Consider the following 19,360-nt stretch of genomic DNA (forward strand, 5'->3'; position numbering starts at 1 on the left):
ATCTGCGGAGAACACGGATTCGACCGACGTGAAACCAGGTGAGGCAATGATGCGAGGCGCGCCGGCAGAGTTCGATCGCACCAGGCTGCCGCTGCCTGACACACCGACCGGCGGCAAGGCCGGACCGACGATTCCGGAATCGGTGATGCCGCGGATCACGCCCATCCGGCCTCCGGAGGGCGCCCCCAATGTGGTGATCGTGCTACTTGATGACGTGGGGTTCGGGTCCACTGCTACCTTCGGCGGCCCGGTTCCATCTCCTACCGGCGATGCGTTGGCGGCAGAAGGGCTGCGCTACAACCGGTTTCATACCACCGCGCTGTGCTCTCCCACGCGGGCGGCATTGCTCACCGGCCGCAACCACCATGTGGTGAATACCGGCAACATCACCGAGTGGGCCACCGGATACGACGGCTACAACAGCATCATCCCGAAATCTGCCGCCACTGTCGCCGAGACATTGCGGCTCAACGGGTACAGCACCGCGGCGTTCGGCAAATGGCATAACACCCCGGTGTGGGAGGTCAGCCCGGCCGGCCCGTTCGATCGGTGGCCGACGAGCATGGGTTTCGAAGAGTTCTACGGGTTCATGGGTGGTGAAGCGCACCAATACAATCCCGGTCTCTATCACGGCACGACGCCCATCGAACGTCCCGAAGGAGTCGAGAACTACCACCTGACCACCGATCTGGCCGATCGGATGATCGAATGGGTACATCGGCAGCGGTCCATCGCTCCGGACCGCCCATTTTTCGTCTATTGGGCTCCCGGGGCGACCCACGCGCCGCACCAGGTCGCACCCGAGTGGAGCGAGCCGTTCCGAGGGCAGTTCGACCAGGGCTGGGACACGCTACGCGAGCAAATCTTCGCTCGCCAAAAACAGCTTGGGGTGATCCCCGCGGATGCCGCATTGACGCCGCGCCACGAGTCCATTCCCGCGTGGGACTCGATCTCGCCGGATAGGCAGCGCATTGCATCACGGCTGATGGAGGTCTACGCGGGGTTTTTGGCCCACACAGATTACGAGATCGGGCGGATGGTTACGGCCCTCAAGGACATGTCCGCATGGGACAACACGCTGTTCCTCTACATCATCGGCGACAACGGAGCTGCCCCGGCGGGCGGAATCGACGGTGTCTTCAACGAAATGGTCGCATTGAACGGACTCCAAGAGGATGTCGCGGTCGTCCTATCCAAGATGGACGAATTCGGCGGGCCGAAGGCCAGCAATGAGTATCCGGTCGGATTCGCGTGGGCGACGTGCTCGCCGTTCCAGTTCACCAAACAGTTCGCCAGCCACTTCGGGGGCACCCGCAACCCGATGGTTGTGACCTGGCCCGGGCGAATCGCCGAAGGCGGCGGCCTGCGCTCCCAGTTTCACCACGTCATCGACATTGCCCCCACCATCCTGGAAGCCGCCGGCATCCCGGCGCCGATGGTGGTCAACGGTGTGGCCCAACGGCCCTACGACGGCATCAGCCTGGCCTATACCTTCGACGATGCCGCGGCCCAGGACCGTCGCCGCACCCAGTACTTCGAGATACAGGGCACCCGCGGCATCTATCACGAGAATTGGATCGCGTGCACTTACCACGGAAAAATTCAGTGGAAGAAGGGCGCACTTCCGGCGTTTTCCGACGACCGCTGGGAGCTTTACGATCTGCGCAGCGACTACAGCCAGGCCGTCGACCTATCCACCGAGCACCCGGACAAGCTTGCCGAACTGAAGGCATTGTTCGAATCCGAAGCCGAGAAGAACAGCGTCTTTCCGCTTGATGACCGCGGACCCATCCGCGCGATGGGTGCCCGTCCCACAATTCTGGGCGAGCGGTCTGCGATCTCCTTCGGGCAGGGCGCAATCCGCATGCCGGAGGACATAATTCGCAGCGCGTTCAACCGGTCGTATTCGATCACAGCGACAATCGACACCCCCGGCGGCACGGTAGTCGAAGGCGTTCTGCTGGCCGCCGGGGGGTATTTCGCCGGGTTGTCGCTGTACGTCCAGAACGGTTTGCCGCACTTCACCTACAACTACTTCGGCTCGGAATACACCACGGTCACCGCAACGCAGCTGCTTCCCGCCGGGGAAGCTACCGTCGCAGTCGAATTCGACTACGACGGTGGAGGTCTGGGCAAGGGCGGCATAGCGAGGTTGCTGCTCAACGGTCGCCCAGTCGGGGAAGCGCGTATCGAGCGCACCGTGCCATTTGGATTCAGCGCTGACGAGGGAATCGACATCGGCATGGACGGCGGCACACCGGCGGCCGACACCTATAACAGCACCTTCCCGTTCAACAGCACGATCAAAGAGGTCACGATCCAGCTGCGATAAGCCACTGCTGCGGCATCGGTAACGGAGTAGTCAGCTTCTGGCATTAGTCCAACTGCGGAAGCACCTCGCGCTCCCAGGCGCTGAAGAATCCGTCCATATCCGGTCCGATCTGCTGGACGTACACCTCGTCGATGCCGGCATCGAGATACTGGCGGAGCTGGGCGGCATGCTTGTCGGCGTCCGGTCCGCAGGTAACCGACTCCGCGACGGTGTCCGGCGGAACCAGAGTCATCAATTCGGCGAAATCCTTTGGCCTGGGCAGTATTTGGGCGGTCTGGCCGGGCAGGCCCTCGTTGGCCCATAGCCGGTGTGCGACCTTGAGCGCGGTGTCCGGGTCGCGGTCCCAGCTGACCTTGGTGCCGGCCTGAACCGGCTTGTTACCTCCGCCGGCGTCCCGGAAGGCCTGCACCAGTTCGATCTCGGGCATCGCCAGGCAGTACCCGTCGCCAATGCGCCCGGCCAGCTGCGCGCCCTGTGGGCCGAAGCCTGAAACATATATCGGCACGGGCTTTTCCGGGCAGGTGTAGATGCGTGCTTCCTGAACCTCGTAGTACTTGCCGTGATGGCTGATCTCGTCACCCTTGTGCAGCAGCCGGATCAGCTCGATCGCCTCCTCGAGCATCTGTTGCCGCACGCCGACCGAGGGCCAGCGATCACCCAGCACGTGCTCGTTGAGCGCCTCGCCACTACCCACACCGAGAATGAAGCGTCCGTCCAATTGGACCGCCGCCGTCGCGGCTGCGTGGGCGATGATCGCGGGGTGGATGCGGATCGTCGGGCAGGTGACCGCAGTAGTCACCGGCAGCCTTGTCACTTGTGACAAGGCCCCGATGACTCCCCATACGAATGGGCTTTGGCCCTGCTCGTCGTTCCACGGGTGGAAATGATCGGAGATCCACAGCGCGTCGAAGCCGGCGGCTTCGGCGCGTTTGGCTTGGTCGATCAGCTCTGCCGGACCGAATTGCTCGCAGGACAAGAAGTATCCGATCTTCGTCATGGGTGTGGGCTACCCGGTTGCGGGCACGTCATGCATGCCGCGGCCCGTCGCGTTTATGTCGCCGGCGGGCGGGTAGCACCGACGTGTCAGCACATCACCTCGGGAGGGAGCAAGCATGGCTACCGGAGAAACCGGATTCGACGACGTCAGCTTCGACCTGATCTCACTGCAATACCACTCACTGAAAGCCGGTCATGACTACGGACAGTATGTCCGTGACGCGAAAAATGCCGGACTGGACAGCGTGGCAAAGTTTTTCGAGGACGTCATGGCCGAAGATTCGCAGCGTGCCCAGCGCTGTCATGAACTGCTAGCCGAACTTCAGTCGTCGCGATAGCTCAATTCAGCACGGCCTCGGTACGCTCAGCGCGTGGCGGAGACGTCGTATGCACCCTGCGGCGACCTGAGCCTGGCCTATCAGGTCTTCGGCGACGGGCCAGTGGAGCTCGTGTTTGCTTGGTCGTTCGTCAGCCACGTTGAGCTGTTCTGGACCATGCCCGAAATCAAAGTCCTTTTCGACCGGCTTGGCACCTTTTGCCGGATCCTGTTGTTCGACAAGGCCGGGGTCGGGCTGTCGGACCCAGTTTCGCAGGTGCGCACGCTCGATGATCGGGCCACCGAGATCGAGGCAGTGATGGATGCCGCCGGTTTCGGCAATGCTGTGCTCTTCGGTCTGAGCGAAGGTGGCCCGGCCGCTATCCTCTTCGCGGCGACGCGACCCGAGCGCACGCGGGCGCTGGTCCTCTGCAGCACATACGCGTGGTCGGGTGTCGGGGGTTGGGAGGATCTCGACAAGGACCCAGCCGAAGTGCGCATGCGCCTCGTTGCCGATATCGGCGAGAAGTACGCGCCGCCGCAAGATCAGATCGCGCACAGCATGGGATTCGCCCGCTCGGTCCGCTCTTCTTGGGGCAGTGGTGCGTCCCTCAAGTTCCTCCTGCCGGCTGTTCGATCCATACGGCAACTCGGAATGCTCGAGCGCATGAGTGCGAGCCCGGGAATGGCGCGAGCGACCCTCACGTCGGCATTCGAGGTTGACGTCCGTCCCATCCTGCCAACGCTGACGGTGCCAACCCTCGTGGTCCACGCCACGAAGGACCCGGGTTGCCCGGTGCAGTGCGGCCGCTATCTTGCCGATCACATCCCGGGCGCACGGCTGCTCGAAGTCGACGGCGAGGACCACGCGCCCTGGTTCTCCGCGCCCGACCGGATGATGTCTGAGATCGAGAAACTGGTCGGCAGTCATGCCGCGTCCGTGCGGTCACATCGCGCTCTGCGCACCGTGCTGTTCACCGACATCGTGTCGTCGACCGAACGAGCGGCGGCCACCGGCGATGAGCGGTGGCGGGCGATCTTGCAGCGCTTTGGGGAGATCACGACCGAAGTTGTGCAGCGATTCGGCGGCACCGTCGTCAAGAGCACCGGCGACGGTCACCTGGTGACGTTTGAGGGTCCAACACAAGCCATTCGCTGCGCGGAATCGCTGAGCACGGAGGCGGATACACTGGGCATCCAGATCCGCGCCGGCATCCATACCGGCGAATGCGAGCTGGTGGACAATGACATCGGCGGGATCGCGGTGCACATCGCCGCACGGATACTCGGCCAGGCGAACGGCGGTGAAATCATCGTGTCGCGCACCGTGCGCGATCTGGTCGTGGGCTCAGGCACCGGTTTCGAGGACCGCGGCAACGTTGAACTGCGCGGCGTGCCGGGGATTTGGCAACTGCTTGCGCTCCAACGTGATGGCGCGCAATCAGGGTCGGTCGAGGCGCAGTTGGCGGCGACGCCAACCCCGGGCCCCCGAACCGGCATGCGACGGTCGGACCGCGCGGCGGCCCTGATCGCCAAGCGCACGCCCTGGATCCTGCGCGGGGTGGCCCGCATTGCCCCGCCCACCAGGCAATGACGAGAGGAGCGGCATGGATTTCGGGGTTCTGACGTTCGTTACCGACGAGAGCATCGGCCCAGCGGAGCTCGGTGCGGCGCTCGAGGAGCGTGGCTTTGAGTCGGTGTTCTTAGCCGAGCACACGCACATCCCGGTCAATCACTCGAGCCAGTATCCGGGCGGCGGCGACATTCCACGCAAGTACTACCGGCCATTGGATCCGTTCGTGGCACTGACCGCGGCGGCGGTTACCACCCAGCGCCTGGTTCTGGGCACCGGTATCGCGCTCATTCCGGAGCGCGATCCGATCATGATGGCCAAAGAGGTCGCGTCGCTGGATGTGGTGTCGCAGGGCAGGTTTCGCCTTGGCGTCGGTGTGGGCTGGCTACGTGAAGAAGTCGCCAATCACGGCGTGGATCCGGCGGTGCGCGGGCGCGTCACCGACGAGCGGCTGCGCGCGATGATCGAGATCTGGACGCAAGAGAAGGCGGAATTCCATGGAAAATATGTGGATTTCGATCCGATTTACCTTTGGCCCAAGCCGGTGTCGAAGCCCTATCCACCGCTGTATGTGGGTGGCGGCCCATCCAGCTTCAAGCGCATCGCCGCGCTGAATGCCGGATGGATCGCGATCTGCCCCGCCCCGGAGTTGCTGTCCGGTCCGCTCGAAGAGCTACGCGCGGTGGCCGGCTCCGACGTGGCGGTTACCGTCTGCCAGTGGGGTGAGCAAACGGCGAAAGCCGTTGCGGGCTATGCCGATCTAGGAGTGGAGCGGGTCCTGTTCGAGCTGCCGACCGAACCTCGCGACGAGACGCTTCGATACCTGGACGCCTTGGCCGCCGACCTGGCTCAATTGGGATAGTCAGCGGCCGAATCGCCCCAGCACCCGACGCAGCACGCCCTGTGATTCGCCCGTCGGCGGCTGCCGGTTGGCGTACGGCCACGGTGCATTTCGCTCGGGCACCGACGACGCCCGCTGCTGTTTGAGTTGCATTCTGAGATGCTGGCGCAACTCGTGCAGATCGGGATCGCCCCACCGGTTATCCGCCTCGACCGGGTCGGTTGTCAGGTCGTAGAGCTCCCATTGGTCATCGAGCGGGTCGGTGCGATACGCGTCGCCGCCAAGGCCATTGGTGGCCAGGTGCCGCACCCCGGGTTCGGTCCAGGTGGCCGGGTCGTCAAAGGTGCGCACCAGCTTCCACAGGTGTCCCGCCCCGCCGACGGCGCCGCCGGCTTCGGGCTCGTCGACGCGCACGACCAGGCCCTCGAAATTGGCGGCCACGTGCGCAGGCACCCTAATACGCAGTGGCGCAGGGGGATTCACGTCGCGGCCGAGTTGTCGGGCCAACGCCGAAGCACCGGTGTCGCCTTCGAGCACGTTGTCGCGCGTCATCAGGTAGACGGGCCGGCTTTCGTCGGCCGGTGCCCCGTCGACCACGGGCATCAGGTCGCGGCCGGGCAGCGGATGCACCTCGGAGAACGATTCGGCGAGCACATCGGCAGTGGCGTCGACGTCGATGTCGGCCGCCCCGAGCAGCGTCGGCACTAGGTCGACGTGTGAAGTCGGTGCCTCGATGGTGCGCGGCGTGGTGGCGTGCTCGCCGATCCGGGCGATGACGAACGGCACCCGGGTGGCTTCGTCGTACAGGTTGAACCACTTCTGGTGCAGCCCGCCGTGCGCGCCCAGCAGATCGCCGTGATCGGAGGTGCGCACCAGCACGGCGTTATCGGACCCGTCTTCGGTGACCGCGCGGCGGACCCGGTCGATCGGGGTGTCGACTTCGGCGTGCAAGCGGTAGTAGAGGTCGCGATAGCGCTGCTTATTGCGTTCGTAGCTGCGGCTGATCGCCGGCGCCGGACCGTATCCGGAGTAGTACGCCTCCCGGAAGGCGATTTGCGCGGCCGGCTTGGTGGACAGGTCCTCGTCGGCGGTCGGCGGCGCCGGCACCGGTGGCGGGTCCAGCGGGGAGGGTTGCAGCGGGCTGCGCCGTACCCATGCCGGGAACAGCACGATGTCGTGCGGGTTGACGAAACTGGCCACCAGCAAGAACGGGCGCAGCGCGGCTTCGTCACCGGCACGACGCCGGGCGTAGCGGTCCTTCAGCCAGGCGACCACCCGGTCGGCGATCAACGGGTCGCGCCGGTATCCGCTGTTGGCGTTGCCGGCGCCGTGCGGCTCGGGGCCCACCCAACCGGAGAAGCCGTACGGGGCCAGGGGGTCGGCGTTCAGGTAGCGCTGCACGGCTGCCGCGTCGACGACGCCGTCGTCGTCGTTGGTGGCCAGCGAGGCGCCCGTCGCCGGGTCCTCGACGTCGGCGTGCGAGATGTGCCACTTGCCGTCGTAGTGGGTGTCGTATCCGGCCGCGCGAAACCAGTTGCCCAGCGTCGGCACCTCGCCGGCCCGCAGCCAGCGCAGCCGCGAATCGTCGAACCGCTTGCCGATGCCGTCGGTCTGCGTAACGCCGTGCAGGTCGGGATACTGTCCGGTGAAGATCGTCGGACGGCTCGGCACGCACGCCAGCGAGCCGGTGTAATGCCGGGTGAAGTTCACCCCGTGCTCGTCGAACCAGCGACGGCCGGCCAGGGTCTGGCGGCGCCACTGCAACAGCTCGGGTGACTCGTAGGGCGGGATCGCGCGTTCCTCGTCGGTCATCAAGATGACGATGTCGGGACGCTCAGACATGGGTGTTCTCCAATCGGTGTGCCAGCCCGGTCAGCAGCGTGTCGGACTGCTTGGCCAGGACACGGAGTGCGACCTGCTCGGCCAGCCGGGCCGGCGGCGCGGTCCCGATCTCGACCGTGCTGGTCAAGGTGACCTCGGTGGTATTCCCCGCCGGACGCAGCGTCCAGCGGTTGGCGACCTTGCGCAACCGGGCCGGCAGGCCCTCGATGTCGTAGGCCAGCGCGGCCGTCGGATCGAACTCGGTGATGCGCTCCAGCAGGGCGTTGCGACCGACCTGCACGCGGCGGGTGGTGCCCACGGGGGAGCCGTCGGGGCCGCCGTTCAATACACATGAGTGGTCGACGTTGTCGGCCCACGAACTCAGCGAGCCGAAGTCTGCCAATACATCCCAGATCGCCTGTGGCGGCGCCGTTATCGTCCGGCTGCGGCTGATGTCTGACACTCCGCCATCCAACACCATGACCCTGAGATTTGTCCGAGATTGCCGGGTGCATTGCGCATCGGCGGTCACGTCACGCGTCCGGCGCTGCCGCGTCGCGACGCGGCTGGGCGCGCGGGGGCAGCAGGACTGTGACGATGATCGCGCCGGCCACCGCGAAACCCGCACACGTCAGACAACCCGCCCACACACCGTCGAGGAACGCGGATTCGACGAGCGGGCGCAGGCCATGCGCCTGCGTCGTGGGCAGCCGGCCCAGCTCGTGCTCGGCGGCGGCCATCGACTGGCGCAGCGCGGCGCGCACGCCGGGATCCAGCTCGGACAGTGCGGCACGGCCATCCAGTGATCTGGCATAGACCGAGGCGAAAACGCTGCCCGCGATCGCCACACCGAGGCAGCCGCCGAGTTGGCGCGTCACACCGGTCACCGCCGATCCGGTGCCCGCGTTCGACGGGCTCAGCGAACCCATGATCGCCTCGGTGGCCGGGGCCATGGTGAGACCAAGGCCGCCACCCAGCAGGGCCATCGTCGAACCGATCACCCAGTACGGCGTGTGGGTGGTGAAGGTCCCCGATCCTGCCAAGGCGGCAGCGAAGATCAGTAGTCCGGCGGTGACGACGGCGGTGGTGCCGAACCGTTCGACGATTCTGGGTGCCAGCACGCTGGCGCCGGCGAACGAGAACGCCAGCGGCAGCAATCGGACGCCGGTTTCCAACGGCAGATAAGCGGTCATGAATTGCAGATATTGGGTGCCGATGAAAATGAACCCGCACAGCGCAAGATAGGCCGTCGTGACGGCAACGCTTCCGCCCGCGAAGCGCCGATCGGCAAAAATCGACCAATCGAGCGCCGGGTGCGAGGTCCGCCGCTCCAGCCGGCAGAGCAACGACAACATGATGGCCGCGATCACGAAACCGGCGCCGGTCCGCACGCTGACCCAGCCGTTGTTGGGCCCTTCGATCAGCGTGTAGACCAACACGGTCACGCCGGTCGCGGACACCAACAGTCCGCCGAAATGCGTTGGGGGGCAAGCGGGATCGCGCGATGTCGGCACGAACAGAATCGTCCCGACGAGGGCCGAGACGGCGATCGGGACGTTGATCCAGAAGATGGAACCCAGGGCGAAGTGTTCGAGCAGCCAGCCTCCGGTAATCGGGCCGACGGCTATCCCGATGCCGTTCATCGCCGACCACACACCGATCGCCCTGGCGCGCTGGGTCGCGTCGGTGGAGATGTTGGTGACCAGTGCCAGCGTGGTCGGAAAAATGATCGCCGCGCCGATTCCCATGGCCGCGCGCGCCGCGATGAGCGTCCCGGGCGAGTTGGCGCTGGCGGCAATCGCGGACGTCGCGGCGAATAGGGCGAGACCGATGTTGAGCCAGCCGCGTTGGCCGTAACGATCGCCCAAGTTGCCCGCCGGCAACAACAATCCGGCTGAGGTCAAGGTGTAGGCATCGACGACCCATTGCAGTTCGGCGTTGTCGGCTCGCATGACGCGCGACAGCGTGGGCAGAGCGACATTGACGATCGTCATATCGATGCTGGCGACGAAATTGCTGATGCATAGGACGGCTATCGCGATGCCGGGACGAGCGCGCGGGGTGATGGCTCCGGCCCCGAATACCAAGACGGCGCCGCGAACGAAGTTCAACACACGCGGTTGGTGACCAACTCGGCCAGCGCGTGCAAATCCGCCACCGCGCAAGGCTGCGGTTTGGCGGCCGCCAGCGCGTCCAGCGCGCTGGCGCGATACCGCTGAGCCTCGGTTTCCGCCCATGTGCGGCCGCCGGCGGCATCGACGAGGTCGGCGACCCGGCTCAGCTCGCGATCGTCGAGGGTGTCGGTCCTGGCGTACAGCCTGGCCAATTCGTGACCGGCGGACGTGCCGGAGGTCAAAGCCGCCACCACCGGCAAAGACTTCTTTCTCGACCTGACGTCGGAAAAAATCGGTTTACCGGTAACCGATTCCCCGCCCCAAATGCCGAGAATGTCATCGATCAGCTGAAAAGCAATTCCTAAGTGCCGCCCGAATTGCCCATACAAACTGGCCAACTCGATGTCGTCGGCTACCGAAAGGGCGCCCAACTGGCATGCCACCCCGAGCAACGCCCCTGTCTTGGCCTCCGACATGCGCAGACACTCCGCCAGGCCCACCGCCGCGCGGCTTTCGAACGCAATGTCGTCGGACTGTCCGGCGCACAATTCCAGCGCGGCACTTCTGATCGCGGTCCCCGACGGGCCGTCGTGGATCAATTCAGAGGCCAATAGAAAAAGCGCGTCACCGGCCAGCAAGGCCATCGGTAGCCCGAACGCGGCCCAGGCCGTAGGCCGATGCCGCCGGGTCAGATCGCCATCCATGATGTCGTCGTGGAGCAATGAAAAGTCGTGCAGCAACTCCACGGCAACAGCGGGTGTGATCGCGGCTTGCGCGGAGCCGCCTGCGGCTCGCGCACAGGCAATGGTCAACGCCGGGCGGACCGCCTTGCCGCCGCCTCCGGAACTTTCCCGGCCATCTGCGTCCCACCAGCCCAGATGAAAGCCGACGATATGGCGAATGGCGGGCGGAAGGGTTTCGATCACGGCGCGTTGTGCCGGTTCGATGAGAAGGCGGGTCTCGGCAAGCAGGGTTTCGACGCGCGTCGTGGCTCCGGCAGCGCAGACCGGTTGCGCCGTTTCGGTCATGATCACCACCTCTCCGACCGTTCGCCTGCCAGCGCCGTCCACCCTGGGGAGTCTTCACCCGGGAACGTTGCGCGCAGCGGGTAAGCGGGAAATTTACCGGAGGGTTAGTTAGTGCAGCAACGTTTCGTGAAAAGAGACCAGGATCAACTCGTTGCCGGCTCGCCGCTACGGTTTAGGGGCACGAACTCACCGGACGGAATGAAGAGGCGGCGCAGCACGCAATGTATGACCAAGTCAACTACGAGGCGGCGGATCCCGCTGACATAGGTTCGCGCATCGATCCGGTTCTGGCTCGAAGCTGGTTATTGGTCAACGGCACGCACGCCGACCGGTTCCAAGCTGCCTCCCATTCCCGCGCGGATATCGTCGTTTTCGATATCGAGGATGCGGTTGCGCCCAAAGACAAGGACGTCGCGCGCGACAATGTGGTGCGCTGGCTGACTGCCGACAACAAGGACTGGGTCCGCATCAACGGCTTCGGCACGCCGTGGTGGGCCAAGGACATCGCCGAGTTGGCCAACACCCCGGTGGGCGGGGTGATGCTGGCGATGGTCGAATCGGTGGACCACATCACCGAGACCGCGCGCCGACTGCCCAACGTCCCGATCGTCGCCCTGGTGGAAACGGCCCGCGGGCTGGAGCGCATCACCGAGATCGCTGCCGCCAAGGGCACCTTCCGGCTCGCCTTCGGTATCGGAGACTTCCGCCGGGACACCGGTTTCGGCGAGGACCCGACCACGCTGGCCTACGCCCGGTCACGCTTCACCATCGCGGCCAAGGCGGCCGGGCTGCCCAGTGCGATCGACGGGCCCACCATCGGTTCCAATCCGCTCAAGCTGATCGAGGCCAGTGCCGTCTCGGTCGAGTTCGGAATGACCGGCAAGATTTGCCTTTCGCCGGAGCAGTGTGCCGTGGTGAATGAGGGCCTGTCGCCGTCGCAAGACGAAATCGGTTGGGCGAAAGAGTTTTTCGCTGAATTCGAGCGCGACGGGGGAGAGATCCGCAACGGGTCGGACCTGCCGCGCATCGCTCGTGCCACCAAGATTCTCGATCTGGCGCGGTCCTACGGCATCGAGGCCTCCGAGTTCGAGGATGAACCGGTGCACTCGCCGGCGCCGTCGGACACTTACCACTACTGACCAGCGTCGCGGAACCAGAGGGCGGCGCCGCGTCAGGTTGCAGTCGGCGCAGTCCCTACCCGCTTGGCAGCCAGCGAGCTCGGCGCGTCGGTGTGGGCGCCGTCGTCGACGCCGACGCCGAGGCGCTCGACCAGTTCGCCACCCAGCCAGCCGGCGGCGGTCGCCACCACCACCGCGACGAAGCTGCAGCCCAGCGCCCAGGTTGTGGGAACCCAGCCGTCACTGTTGGCACGCAGCGCCCAGCTGACTGCAAACAACACCACTACAAGCAGGTTGCCGAGGCCGTGCACGAGGCCGACGCGCTTGGCCCGCGTGTTGCGTGGAATCTTCAGCCAGTCGATCCAGCCGAAAGGTGCTGCAATCAAACCGCCGATAATGCCAGCGCCGATTGCATAGGCCGATGCCAGTGCGAATCCGGCCTTGTCGGTGATCAGGTAGACGATGTCGAACACCACCGCCGTGGCCAGCAACCCGAGGGGAAATGGAATCAACATCGGGTGGATGGCATGGCCGAGTGCCTTCGCGCGACTTTCCATGGCTACTCCTTGTCGTACGGCTAACTCGCCGCATACCCGTCCGCCGGTGTGCCGAATCGTCAAACCAAACACCGGTGTGGGCCGCTTTGCGGCGTAACGTTTGCGATCGGGGTTGACAACGTCGGCATCGAGGAGACGAATGATGGGGCACCTGGTAACGCTCGCGGCGCCCGTTACGGACTTGACAGTGCTGATTTGCCCAGTGGCACAAGATGATCTACTGACTCCGCAGGGACTCATCAACTACTGCACCAAGCACAGCAAGCTGATCTATTCATGAGTGGCAACCGCGGCGTCCGAGCGGCACGGATCTATGACGAGATCGATCCCGATGAGGGCCAGCGCGTGCTGGTCGACGGCATGTGGCCCCGCGGTATCCGTAAAGACGATCCCCGAGTGGGCATCTGGTGCAAGGAAGTCGCACCGTCGAAGGAACTACGCGAGTGGTATAACCACCGGCCCGAGCGGTTCGGCGAATTCGCCGCGCGCTACGAGGCGGAACTGGCCGGCAATCCCGCACTGGACGAACTGCGCAAGCGAGCCGAGCGCGGCGTCGTCACCCTGGTCACCGCCACCCGTCAGCTGGACGGCACGCACCTTGCCGTCCTGGTGGAGTTGCTCACCCGCGGGAAGGATTGACGTTGCGCATCGCGATTGTCGGCGCAGGGCCGGCTGGCCTCGCCGCGGCGGTCAAGCTGCGCGACCTCGGGTACCGCGACGTCAAGATCTTCGAAAAGGCTGATCGCGTCGGCGGCAAGGCGATGAGTGTCGAGGTCGACGGTCGACATTACGACCTGGGTGCGGTGCTGATCAGCGACCGCTGTCGACATGCGATGGAGCTGGCCAAGCGATATGGTTTGCAGCTCTCGTCGCTCAGCGGCACCAGGTCTGTCGTCGACCTGGCGAACCAGCGTTGGGCCGACATCGTTGATGCGCACGCCGAAAAATACTCAGCCCGCCAACGTCTCATCATGTTGGCGCGCGCCCAGCACTACGTATCCAAATACCGTAGGTTCTTCGACCGCCCCGGATTCGCCTTCACCGGCTTTCCTGAGCTGGAAAGTCTGAGGCAGGAGATCGCCCAACCCATGTCTGATTGGGCGCGAGCGAACAAATTGGAACTGCTGCTGCCCGCCTGGGAACCCGCTGTCGCCAACATGGGATATGGCCCATATTCATCTGTTGCCGCCCAATACCTATTGAAGTACATGCTTTGCCACCCGCGGATGTCCGTTCGCCAAGCGCTATGGACAATGGTCAGCAGGCGCGCCGCTCCCATGCTTTCGTTCACTTCTGGTTATCAGGCCCTATTCGAGGCTGTGGCAAGGGATTTCGACGTGACCACGGGCACCACGATCACCCGGATCTGCCGCAGTCAAGACGGTGTCATCATCCACTGTGCCGGGCATGCCGAACCCCAGCGATTCGACAAGGTATTGCTGGCGATGCCTTTGGACGCCGCTGCCGATCTTCTTGCGGATGACACCCCCGCCGGGCTGGCCGAGGAAACCGCGTCAGTCTTCAAGCGCCTGGAGTACACGGAGTACTACGGCACGCTGGCGGAATCCTCTGCGCTGTTTGACGACGCGGAGATGCATTTTGCCTACGGCGCCGAACAATTGGGGCACGCGGGCGGCCATTCCTCGATTCGGCCTTGGTCTGACAGCAAGTTGCGCGTCTTCTACCACTACGGTGATCCCGATAATCCTTGGAACGCCGACGCCGCGGTCGACCGGTTGCGTCGAGACCTCGCTCACGTCGGGATCTCACTCGGGTCGGTGCTCCACACCCAACAGTGGCGATACTTTCCCCGCTTCTCCTGCGCCGATGTCGCGGCCGGCCTATACGACCGTGCCGATGCGTTGCAGGGTAAGCTGAATACCTATTTCCTTGGCAGCGCAATGGCTTTCGAGATGGTCGAGCACACGATCGACTTCTCCTACCACATGGTTCAGCGCGAGTTCGCTGACGTCAATTGAGAGATCGGGGTCGGATGCAGCTGGGATTGCACGCACTGGGAATCGGCGCCGGCGCTGCCCGGGCCGTGATCGATGCCGTCGCGTCCGCGGCCGAGGAAAGCGGGTTCGCCACCCTGTGGGCCGGCGAACACGTCGTGATGGTGGACCGATCGCAATCGCGCTACCCCTACTCCGATGACGGCGTCATCGCCGTTCCGGCACAAGCGGATTGGCTTGACCCGATGATCGCGCTGGGTTTCGCCGCGGCGGCGTCGTCGCGGATCACCGTTGCCACCGGCGTGCTGTTGCTGCCCGAACACAATCCCGTGATCGTGGCCAAACAGGCCGCCAGCCTGGATCGGCTCAGCGGCGGGCGGCTGACTCTCGGTGTGGGCGTCGGGTGGTCGCGCGAGGAGTTCGACGCTCTTGGAGTGCCGTTCGAACATCGCGCCGCGCGCACCGCCGAGTACGTTTCCGCCATGCGCACCCTGTGGCGCGACGACGTCGCCTCCTTCGAGGGAAGATTCGTCGGCTTCGACTCGATCCGGGTCAACCCCAAACCGGTCCGCGATCGCCGGATTCCGATTGTGGTCGGCGGCAACAGTGATGCCGCCCTGCGGCGAGTGGCGGCCTGGGCCGACGGCTGGTACGGCTTCAATCTCGACGGGGTGGCCGCGGTGCGCGAAAGCATCGGCAAGCTCGAACGGCTGTGCGCCGATGCCGGCCGCGAACGTGGTGAACTGCGGCTTGCGGTGGCCCTGCGAAACCTGCAATCAGATGACGTCGGTGCGCTTGCCGAACTCGGGGTGGACGAGTTGGTCATTGTTGAGGCGCCACCAGCTGATCCCGGCGCGGTGCCCGACTGGATTTCGGCGTTGGCCGAGCAGTGGACGCCCGGTCAGTAATCGTACTGTGCCAGTTGGGTTTCCGCGGAGTGTGCGGATCCGGTGAGGGACACTGCCGCGGGGACCATTTCGCTGGTTACCAGCCCGTGGTGGGTGGTCAGCTCGTTGACGATGTCGAAACTGCGTGCGATCGCGTCGGGTGTATCGACGATGATGGTGGTCACCGGGACGCGCCGGACGATCTGAAACAGCTTGTCTCCGTGGGGTTTGTGGTTGCCGTGAAAGCCCCATATGCCGCGCAGCGCGGTTGCGCCGCGGGCCGTCTCGGACTGCATCAGCCGGTAAACGAGTGCGCGGTGGATCGGTTGCCCGTCGTGGTGGGTCGCTTCGGCGGTGTGCACCATCAGCTTTTGCCACAGGGTGCGACCTTGGGTATCGGTCTGCGGCAGCTGTTGAGGACGGGCAAATAACTCACCGTCGCGTTTGCACAGGCGAACCCGTTCGATGGTCAGCAGGGGATTGGGCAGCAGCGTGGTGAGTTCGGCGGCAGCGGCCGTCACCTGTGGAGCAGACCCGATGGCGATGATCATCTGCGGAACGTTGGTATTGCGCCCGAAGAACCGGGCCCGGTAGCGCTCACCGTACGCCGTGCCGTCGACCCCCAAAAGTACTGTGGCACCTGCGAATCCATGCCGATACAACAGTTCGCACACGGCGTGGTAGGCCGGTGCGCCGGCGCATCGCACTTGCCGGCCGACGTAGACGGTGAGTTTGGTGGCGTCCCCGGTTCGACTGTCGATGTCGTTGAGCGCGTCGGCACCGCTATGCCGGGTGACCAGTCGTGCGCGTTCCAGCGTCACAAAACCGGTACCGGTCATGGCCGTCGCATCTTCGACGAGCGGACGAATCTTCGACTCGACGTCCACGGCGACGATGGTCACCGGCGGGTCCTCGGACAGGCTCAGCGTTTGGTCGCCGCGCAGTTCGTGCTTGGGCCCAAAGCCGGTGGTACCGCGCATCATCACGCTGGTCGCGACTTCGCGGGTGTCGAACAAATCCAACATGGCGTCGGCCAGGAACCGTCTTGGCGTATCGACCGCGCGCTGGCGCTCGCCGAAGTACGCGGTCAACTTCAGAGATTGCTCGCTCATATCTGCTCCGCGATCCACTGCCCCAGCACGGCGGCGACTAAACCGAGTACGACGCTGACGGCGATATTGGCGAACGCGGTAACCATCTGGCGCTCTTCGCTGAGCCGCTGGGTTTCCAGCATCCAGGTGGAAAAGGTGGTGTACGCGCCGACGAACGCGGTGCCGGCCAGTAGTGCCACGTCTTTGGGTAGCGCCAGGCCGGCGAGGAAACCCAGCAGCACGGCGCCGCTGATGTTCACCGTCAAGGTGCCGTATGGGAACGACCGTGCCATCCGGCGCGCGATCGTGCGGTCCACCAGAAAACGAGACACCGATCCGATGCCACCGATGACCATGACGCCGGCCCAGACCAGGACCGTCGTCATGAGCGCACTCGCACCCGGCGGACCAGGACCGTCGCCAGGTGCACAGCCAACAAGCCGAGCGCGATGCTGGTGACCGTATAGGCGGTGGCCAGCGCCCAGTGGCCGTGTTCGAGCATCTTGATGGTCTCGACCTGCATGGTGGAAAAAGTGGTGAGCCCGCCGCACAATCCGGTGCCCAGTAGCGGGCGCCGATAGCTGGACAGCGGTAATCGCTCCAGTAGCCGCGTGGTGAAGTAACCCACCAGGAAGGCGCCGACGATGTTGACGGTGAAGGTCGGCCAGGGCCAGCGCGCCGGGTCGGGGACCGCGAGCGTGCCGAGCGCCGCTCGAGCCAGTGCGCCCAGCGCTCCGCCGGCGAAAATCGCGGCCAACTCCCGGTAATCGCGGCCTGCCACTGGTTGTTTCCCTTCGATCGGCCAACTGTGCGCTTCGCAGCCTAATCGGGACGGCCGCGTACGGGCAGAATTGGTAACCATGGCCAACCCCCGAGCCGGACAGCCGGCCCAGCCCGAAGACCTTGTCGATCTGTCACACCTGGTGACGGCCTACTACACCGTGGCGCCAGATCCCGACGACGTCGCGCAGCAGGTGGCGTTCGGCACCTCGGGGCACCGCGGCTCGGCCCTGAACGGGGCGTTCAACGAGGCCCATATTCTGGCCATCACCCAGGCCATCGTCGAGTACCGCGCCGCGGCGGGCACCACCGGGCCGTTGTTCATCGGCCGTGACACACACGGACTTTCAGAGCCCGCCTGGGTGTCGGCGCTGGAGGTGCTGGCCGGCAACGACGTCGTCGCCATGATCGACGCGGCCGATCGTTACACGCCGACGCCGGCGATCAGCCACGCTATCTTGACCTACAACCGGGGCCGCACTGAGGCTTCGTCCGGTGGATTGGCCGATGGAATCGTCGTGACGCCGTCGCACAACCCGCCGCCCGACGGCGGCTTCAAGTACAACCTGCCCAACGGCGGCCCCGCGGACACCGACGCGACCAGCGCTATCGCCAAGCGCGCCAACGAGATTCTGCGCGACGGCGGGTCGGGAGTGCGGCGCGTGCCGCTGGCCCGTGCGTTACCGGCCGTGCAGCGGCACGACTATCTGGGTAACTATGTCGACGACCTGCCCAACGTCGTCGATATCGCGGCGATCCGTTCGGCTGAGGTTCGCATTGGCGCCGACCCGCTGGGTGGGGCGAGCGTGGATTACTGGGCCGAGATCGCTGCTCGGCACCGGCTGGATCTGACGGTGGTCAATCCGCTTGTCGATGCGACGTGGCGGTTCATGACGCTCGACCACGACGGCAAGATCCGAATGGACTGCAGCTCGCCGGATGCGATGGCCGGGCTTATCGCCAACCGGGACCGCTACCAGATCGCCACCGGCAATGACGCCGACTCGGACCGGCACGGCATCGTCACCCCGGACGAGGGGCTGCTCAATCCCAACCACTACCTGGCCGTTGCGATCGACTACCTCTACACGCATCGGACGTCCTGGCCGGGCGGCATCGCCGTGGGCAAGACCGCGGTCAGCTCGTCGATCATCGACCGGGTGGTCGCCGGCCTCGGCCGCAAACTGGTCGAGGTACCGGTCGGGTTCAAATGGTTCGTCGACGGCCTGATCGGCGGCAGCATCGGTTTCGGCGGAGAGGAATCCGCAGGGGCGTCGTTTTTGCGGCGCGACGGTTCGGTGTGGACCACCGACAAGGACGGCATAATCCTGGCGTTGCTGGCATCCGAGATCTTGGCGGTCACCGGTAAGACGCCGTCGCAACGGTATGCCGAGCTGGCTGCTGCTTATGGGGCGCCGACGTACGCCCGGGTGGACGCGCCGGCAAACCGGGAGCAAAAGGCCCGGCTGAGCAAGCTTTCGGCCGAGGAGGTGACCGCCACCGAGCTGGCGGGGGAGCCGATTGTGGCGAAGCTGACGGCGGCGCCGGGCAACGGTGCACCGCTGGGCGGACTCAAGGTGACCACGGCTAACGCCTGGTTTGCCGCTCGGCCGTCGGGCACCGAGGACGTCTACAAAATCTATGCGGAGTCGTTTCATGGAGCCGACCACTTGGCCCAGGTGCAACAGGCGGCCCGGGAGGTGGTCAGCAAGGTCATCGGGTAGCGGCCGGTTCGCGCCACATCAGCCACACCAGTCACCGGCTGAACGGGCATACCCGATCTCCAAGTGCGATATCGCAGGCGATATCGGTGAGCGCTGACCAGCGGCTTTGAACCCGTCTTGACAGTGGTGTAGCTTCGATTGGCACAACTTATTGGGGCTATGGCGCAGCTGGTAGCGCACCACACTGGCAGTGTGGGGGTCAGGGGTTCGAGTCCCCTTAGCTCCAC

18 protein-coding genes and 1 tRNA gene are annotated in these 19,360 nt (G+C 65.1%); 10 read left to right on the forward strand and 9 right to left on the reverse strand.

Going from position 1 to position 19,360, the window contains the following annotated elements; translation table 11 throughout:
• Positions 1-49: 49 nt before the first annotated feature.
• Entirely contained in the window at positions 50-2,332 is a 2,283-nt protein-coding gene (locus BST12_RS05210) for an arylsulfatase (protein WP_245850080.1), read from the forward strand.
• A 43-nt stretch (positions 2,333-2,375) separates the two neighbouring features.
• On the opposite strand, the gene BST12_RS05215 is transcribed toward BST12_RS05210, so the two are convergent.
• On the reverse strand, positions 2,376-3,329 hold the full coding sequence (locus BST12_RS05215) for a TIGR03557 family F420-dependent LLM class oxidoreductase (protein ID WP_083111958.1): 954 nt from the start codon (positions 3,327-3,329) through the stop codon (positions 2,376-2,378).
• A 115-nt stretch (positions 3,330-3,444) separates the two neighbouring features.
• Here BST12_RS05215 and BST12_RS05220 point away from each other — a divergent pair, with 115 nt between their 5' ends.
• Genes BST12_RS05220 through BST12_RS05230 form a run of 3 tightly spaced genes read left to right on the forward strand, consistent with a single transcriptional unit; the run spans position 3,445 to position 6,079 of the window.
• Positions 3,445-3,666, forward strand: coding sequence for an acyl carrier protein (locus BST12_RS05220; protein WP_083111959.1), 222 nt, complete (start codon positions 3,445-3,447; stop codon positions 3,664-3,666).
• Between the two features lie 33 nt (positions 3,667-3,699).
• Positions 3,700-5,238 carry an adenylate/guanylate cyclase domain-containing protein gene (locus BST12_RS05225; RefSeq protein ID WP_083111960.1) on the forward strand — a complete coding sequence of 513 codons (1,539 nt, stop codon included), beginning with the start codon at positions 3,700-3,702 and terminating at the stop codon, positions 5,236-5,238.
• Between the two features lie 13 nt (positions 5,239-5,251).
• Positions 5,252-6,079, forward strand: coding sequence for an LLM class F420-dependent oxidoreductase (locus BST12_RS05230; RefSeq protein WP_083111961.1), 828 nt, complete (start codon positions 5,252-5,254; stop codon positions 6,077-6,079).
• Here BST12_RS05230 and BST12_RS05235 read toward each other — a convergent pair whose 3' ends face one another.
• From BST12_RS05235 to BST12_RS05250, 4 genes are read right to left on the reverse strand one after another with little or no spacing between them, the layout of a single operon-like run.
• A complete protein-coding gene (locus tag BST12_RS05235; RefSeq protein WP_083111962.1) occupies positions 6,080-7,900 on the reverse strand; it encodes a sulfatase-like hydrolase/transferase in 1,821 nt (606 codons plus the stop codon).
• Positions 7,893-8,360, reverse strand: coding sequence for an SRPBCC family protein (locus BST12_RS05240; RefSeq protein WP_083112109.1), 468 nt, complete (start codon positions 8,358-8,360; stop codon positions 7,893-7,895). Before BST12_RS05240 ends, BST12_RS05235 begins: the two co-directional genes overlap by 8 nt.
• 52 nt (positions 8,361-8,412) lie before the next feature.
• Positions 8,413-9,990 (reverse strand): MFS transporter, encoded by a 1,578-nt coding sequence (locus tag BST12_RS05245; RefSeq protein WP_372510950.1) that lies wholly within the window; start codon positions 9,988-9,990, stop codon positions 8,413-8,415.
• Positions 9,987-11,021, reverse strand: coding sequence for a polyprenyl synthetase family protein (locus BST12_RS05250; RefSeq protein ID WP_083112110.1), 1,035 nt, complete (start codon positions 11,019-11,021; stop codon positions 9,987-9,989). Before BST12_RS05250 ends, BST12_RS05245 begins: the two co-directional genes overlap by 4 nt.
• Before the next feature lie 221 nt (positions 11,022-11,242).
• On the opposite strand from BST12_RS05250, the gene BST12_RS05255 reads away from it, so the two are divergent.
• Positions 11,243-12,160: an HpcH/HpaI aldolase/citrate lyase family protein gene (locus BST12_RS05255; protein ID WP_083111964.1), complete on the forward strand. Its 918-nt coding sequence runs from the start codon at positions 11,243-11,245 to the stop codon at positions 12,158-12,160.
• Between the two features lie 32 nt (positions 12,161-12,192).
• On the opposite strand, the gene BST12_RS05260 is transcribed toward BST12_RS05255, so the two are convergent.
• Positions 12,193-12,696 carry a DUF2231 domain-containing protein gene (locus BST12_RS05260; RefSeq protein WP_083111965.1) on the reverse strand — a complete coding sequence of 168 codons (504 nt, stop codon included), beginning with the start codon at positions 12,694-12,696 and terminating at the stop codon, positions 12,193-12,195.
• 276 nt (positions 12,697-12,972) lie between these two features.
• Here BST12_RS05260 and BST12_RS05265 point away from each other — a divergent pair, with 276 nt between their 5' ends.
• Genes BST12_RS05265 through BST12_RS05275 form a run of 3 tightly spaced genes read left to right on the forward strand, consistent with a single transcriptional unit; the run spans position 12,973 to position 15,559 of the window.
• Positions 12,973-13,335 (forward strand): DUF488 domain-containing protein, encoded by a 363-nt coding sequence (locus BST12_RS05265; RefSeq protein ID WP_083111966.1) that lies wholly within the window; start codon positions 12,973-12,975, stop codon positions 13,333-13,335.
• A 2-nt stretch (positions 13,336-13,337) separates the two neighbouring features.
• Complete coding sequence (locus BST12_RS05270; protein ID WP_170062054.1) at positions 13,338-14,675, forward strand: FAD-dependent oxidoreductase; 1,338 nt, start codon at positions 13,338-13,340, stop codon at positions 14,673-14,675.
• A 14-nt stretch (positions 14,676-14,689) separates the two neighbouring features.
• Positions 14,690-15,559, forward strand: coding sequence for an LLM class F420-dependent oxidoreductase (locus tag BST12_RS05275; protein WP_083111968.1), 870 nt, complete (start codon positions 14,690-14,692; stop codon positions 15,557-15,559).
• Here the strand turns inward: BST12_RS05275 and BST12_RS05280 are convergent.
• Genes BST12_RS05280 through crcB (BST12_RS05290) form a run of 3 tightly spaced genes read right to left on the reverse strand, consistent with a single transcriptional unit; the run spans position 15,553 to position 17,410 of the window.
• Positions 15,553-16,650, reverse strand: a complete 1,098-nt coding sequence (locus BST12_RS05280) for a DUF190 domain-containing protein (protein ID WP_083111969.1) — start codon at positions 16,648-16,650, stop codon at positions 15,553-15,555. The genes BST12_RS05275 and BST12_RS05280 overlap by 7 nt on opposite strands.
• Complete coding sequence (gene crcB, locus BST12_RS05285; protein ID WP_083111970.1) at positions 16,647-17,015, reverse strand: fluoride efflux transporter CrcB; 369 nt, start codon at positions 17,013-17,015, stop codon at positions 16,647-16,649. Before crcB (BST12_RS05285) ends, BST12_RS05280 begins: the two co-directional genes overlap by 4 nt.
• Positions 17,012-17,410: a fluoride efflux transporter CrcB gene (gene crcB / locus BST12_RS05290; RefSeq protein WP_083111971.1), complete on the reverse strand. Its 399-nt coding sequence runs from the start codon at positions 17,408-17,410 to the stop codon at positions 17,012-17,014. Before crcB (BST12_RS05290) ends, crcB (BST12_RS05285) begins: the two co-directional genes overlap by 4 nt.
• Before the next feature lie 79 nt (positions 17,411-17,489).
• Here crcB (BST12_RS05290) and pgm point away from each other — a divergent pair, with 79 nt between their 5' ends.
• Positions 17,490-19,133 (forward strand): phosphoglucomutase (alpha-D-glucose-1,6-bisphosphate-dependent), encoded by a 1,644-nt coding sequence (gene pgm, locus BST12_RS05295; RefSeq protein ID WP_083111972.1) that lies wholly within the window; start codon positions 17,490-17,492, stop codon positions 19,131-19,133.
• Positions 19,134-19,286: 153 nt separating this feature from the next.
• Positions 19,287-19,359, forward strand: a tRNA-Ala gene (locus tag BST12_RS05300).
• The last annotated feature ends 1 nt before the right edge of the window (position 19,360 follow it).

Source organism: Mycobacterium angelicum, from assembly GCF_002086155.1.
Classification (GTDB): Bacteria; Actinomycetota; Actinomycetes; order Mycobacteriales; family Mycobacteriaceae; genus Mycobacterium; species Mycobacterium angelicum.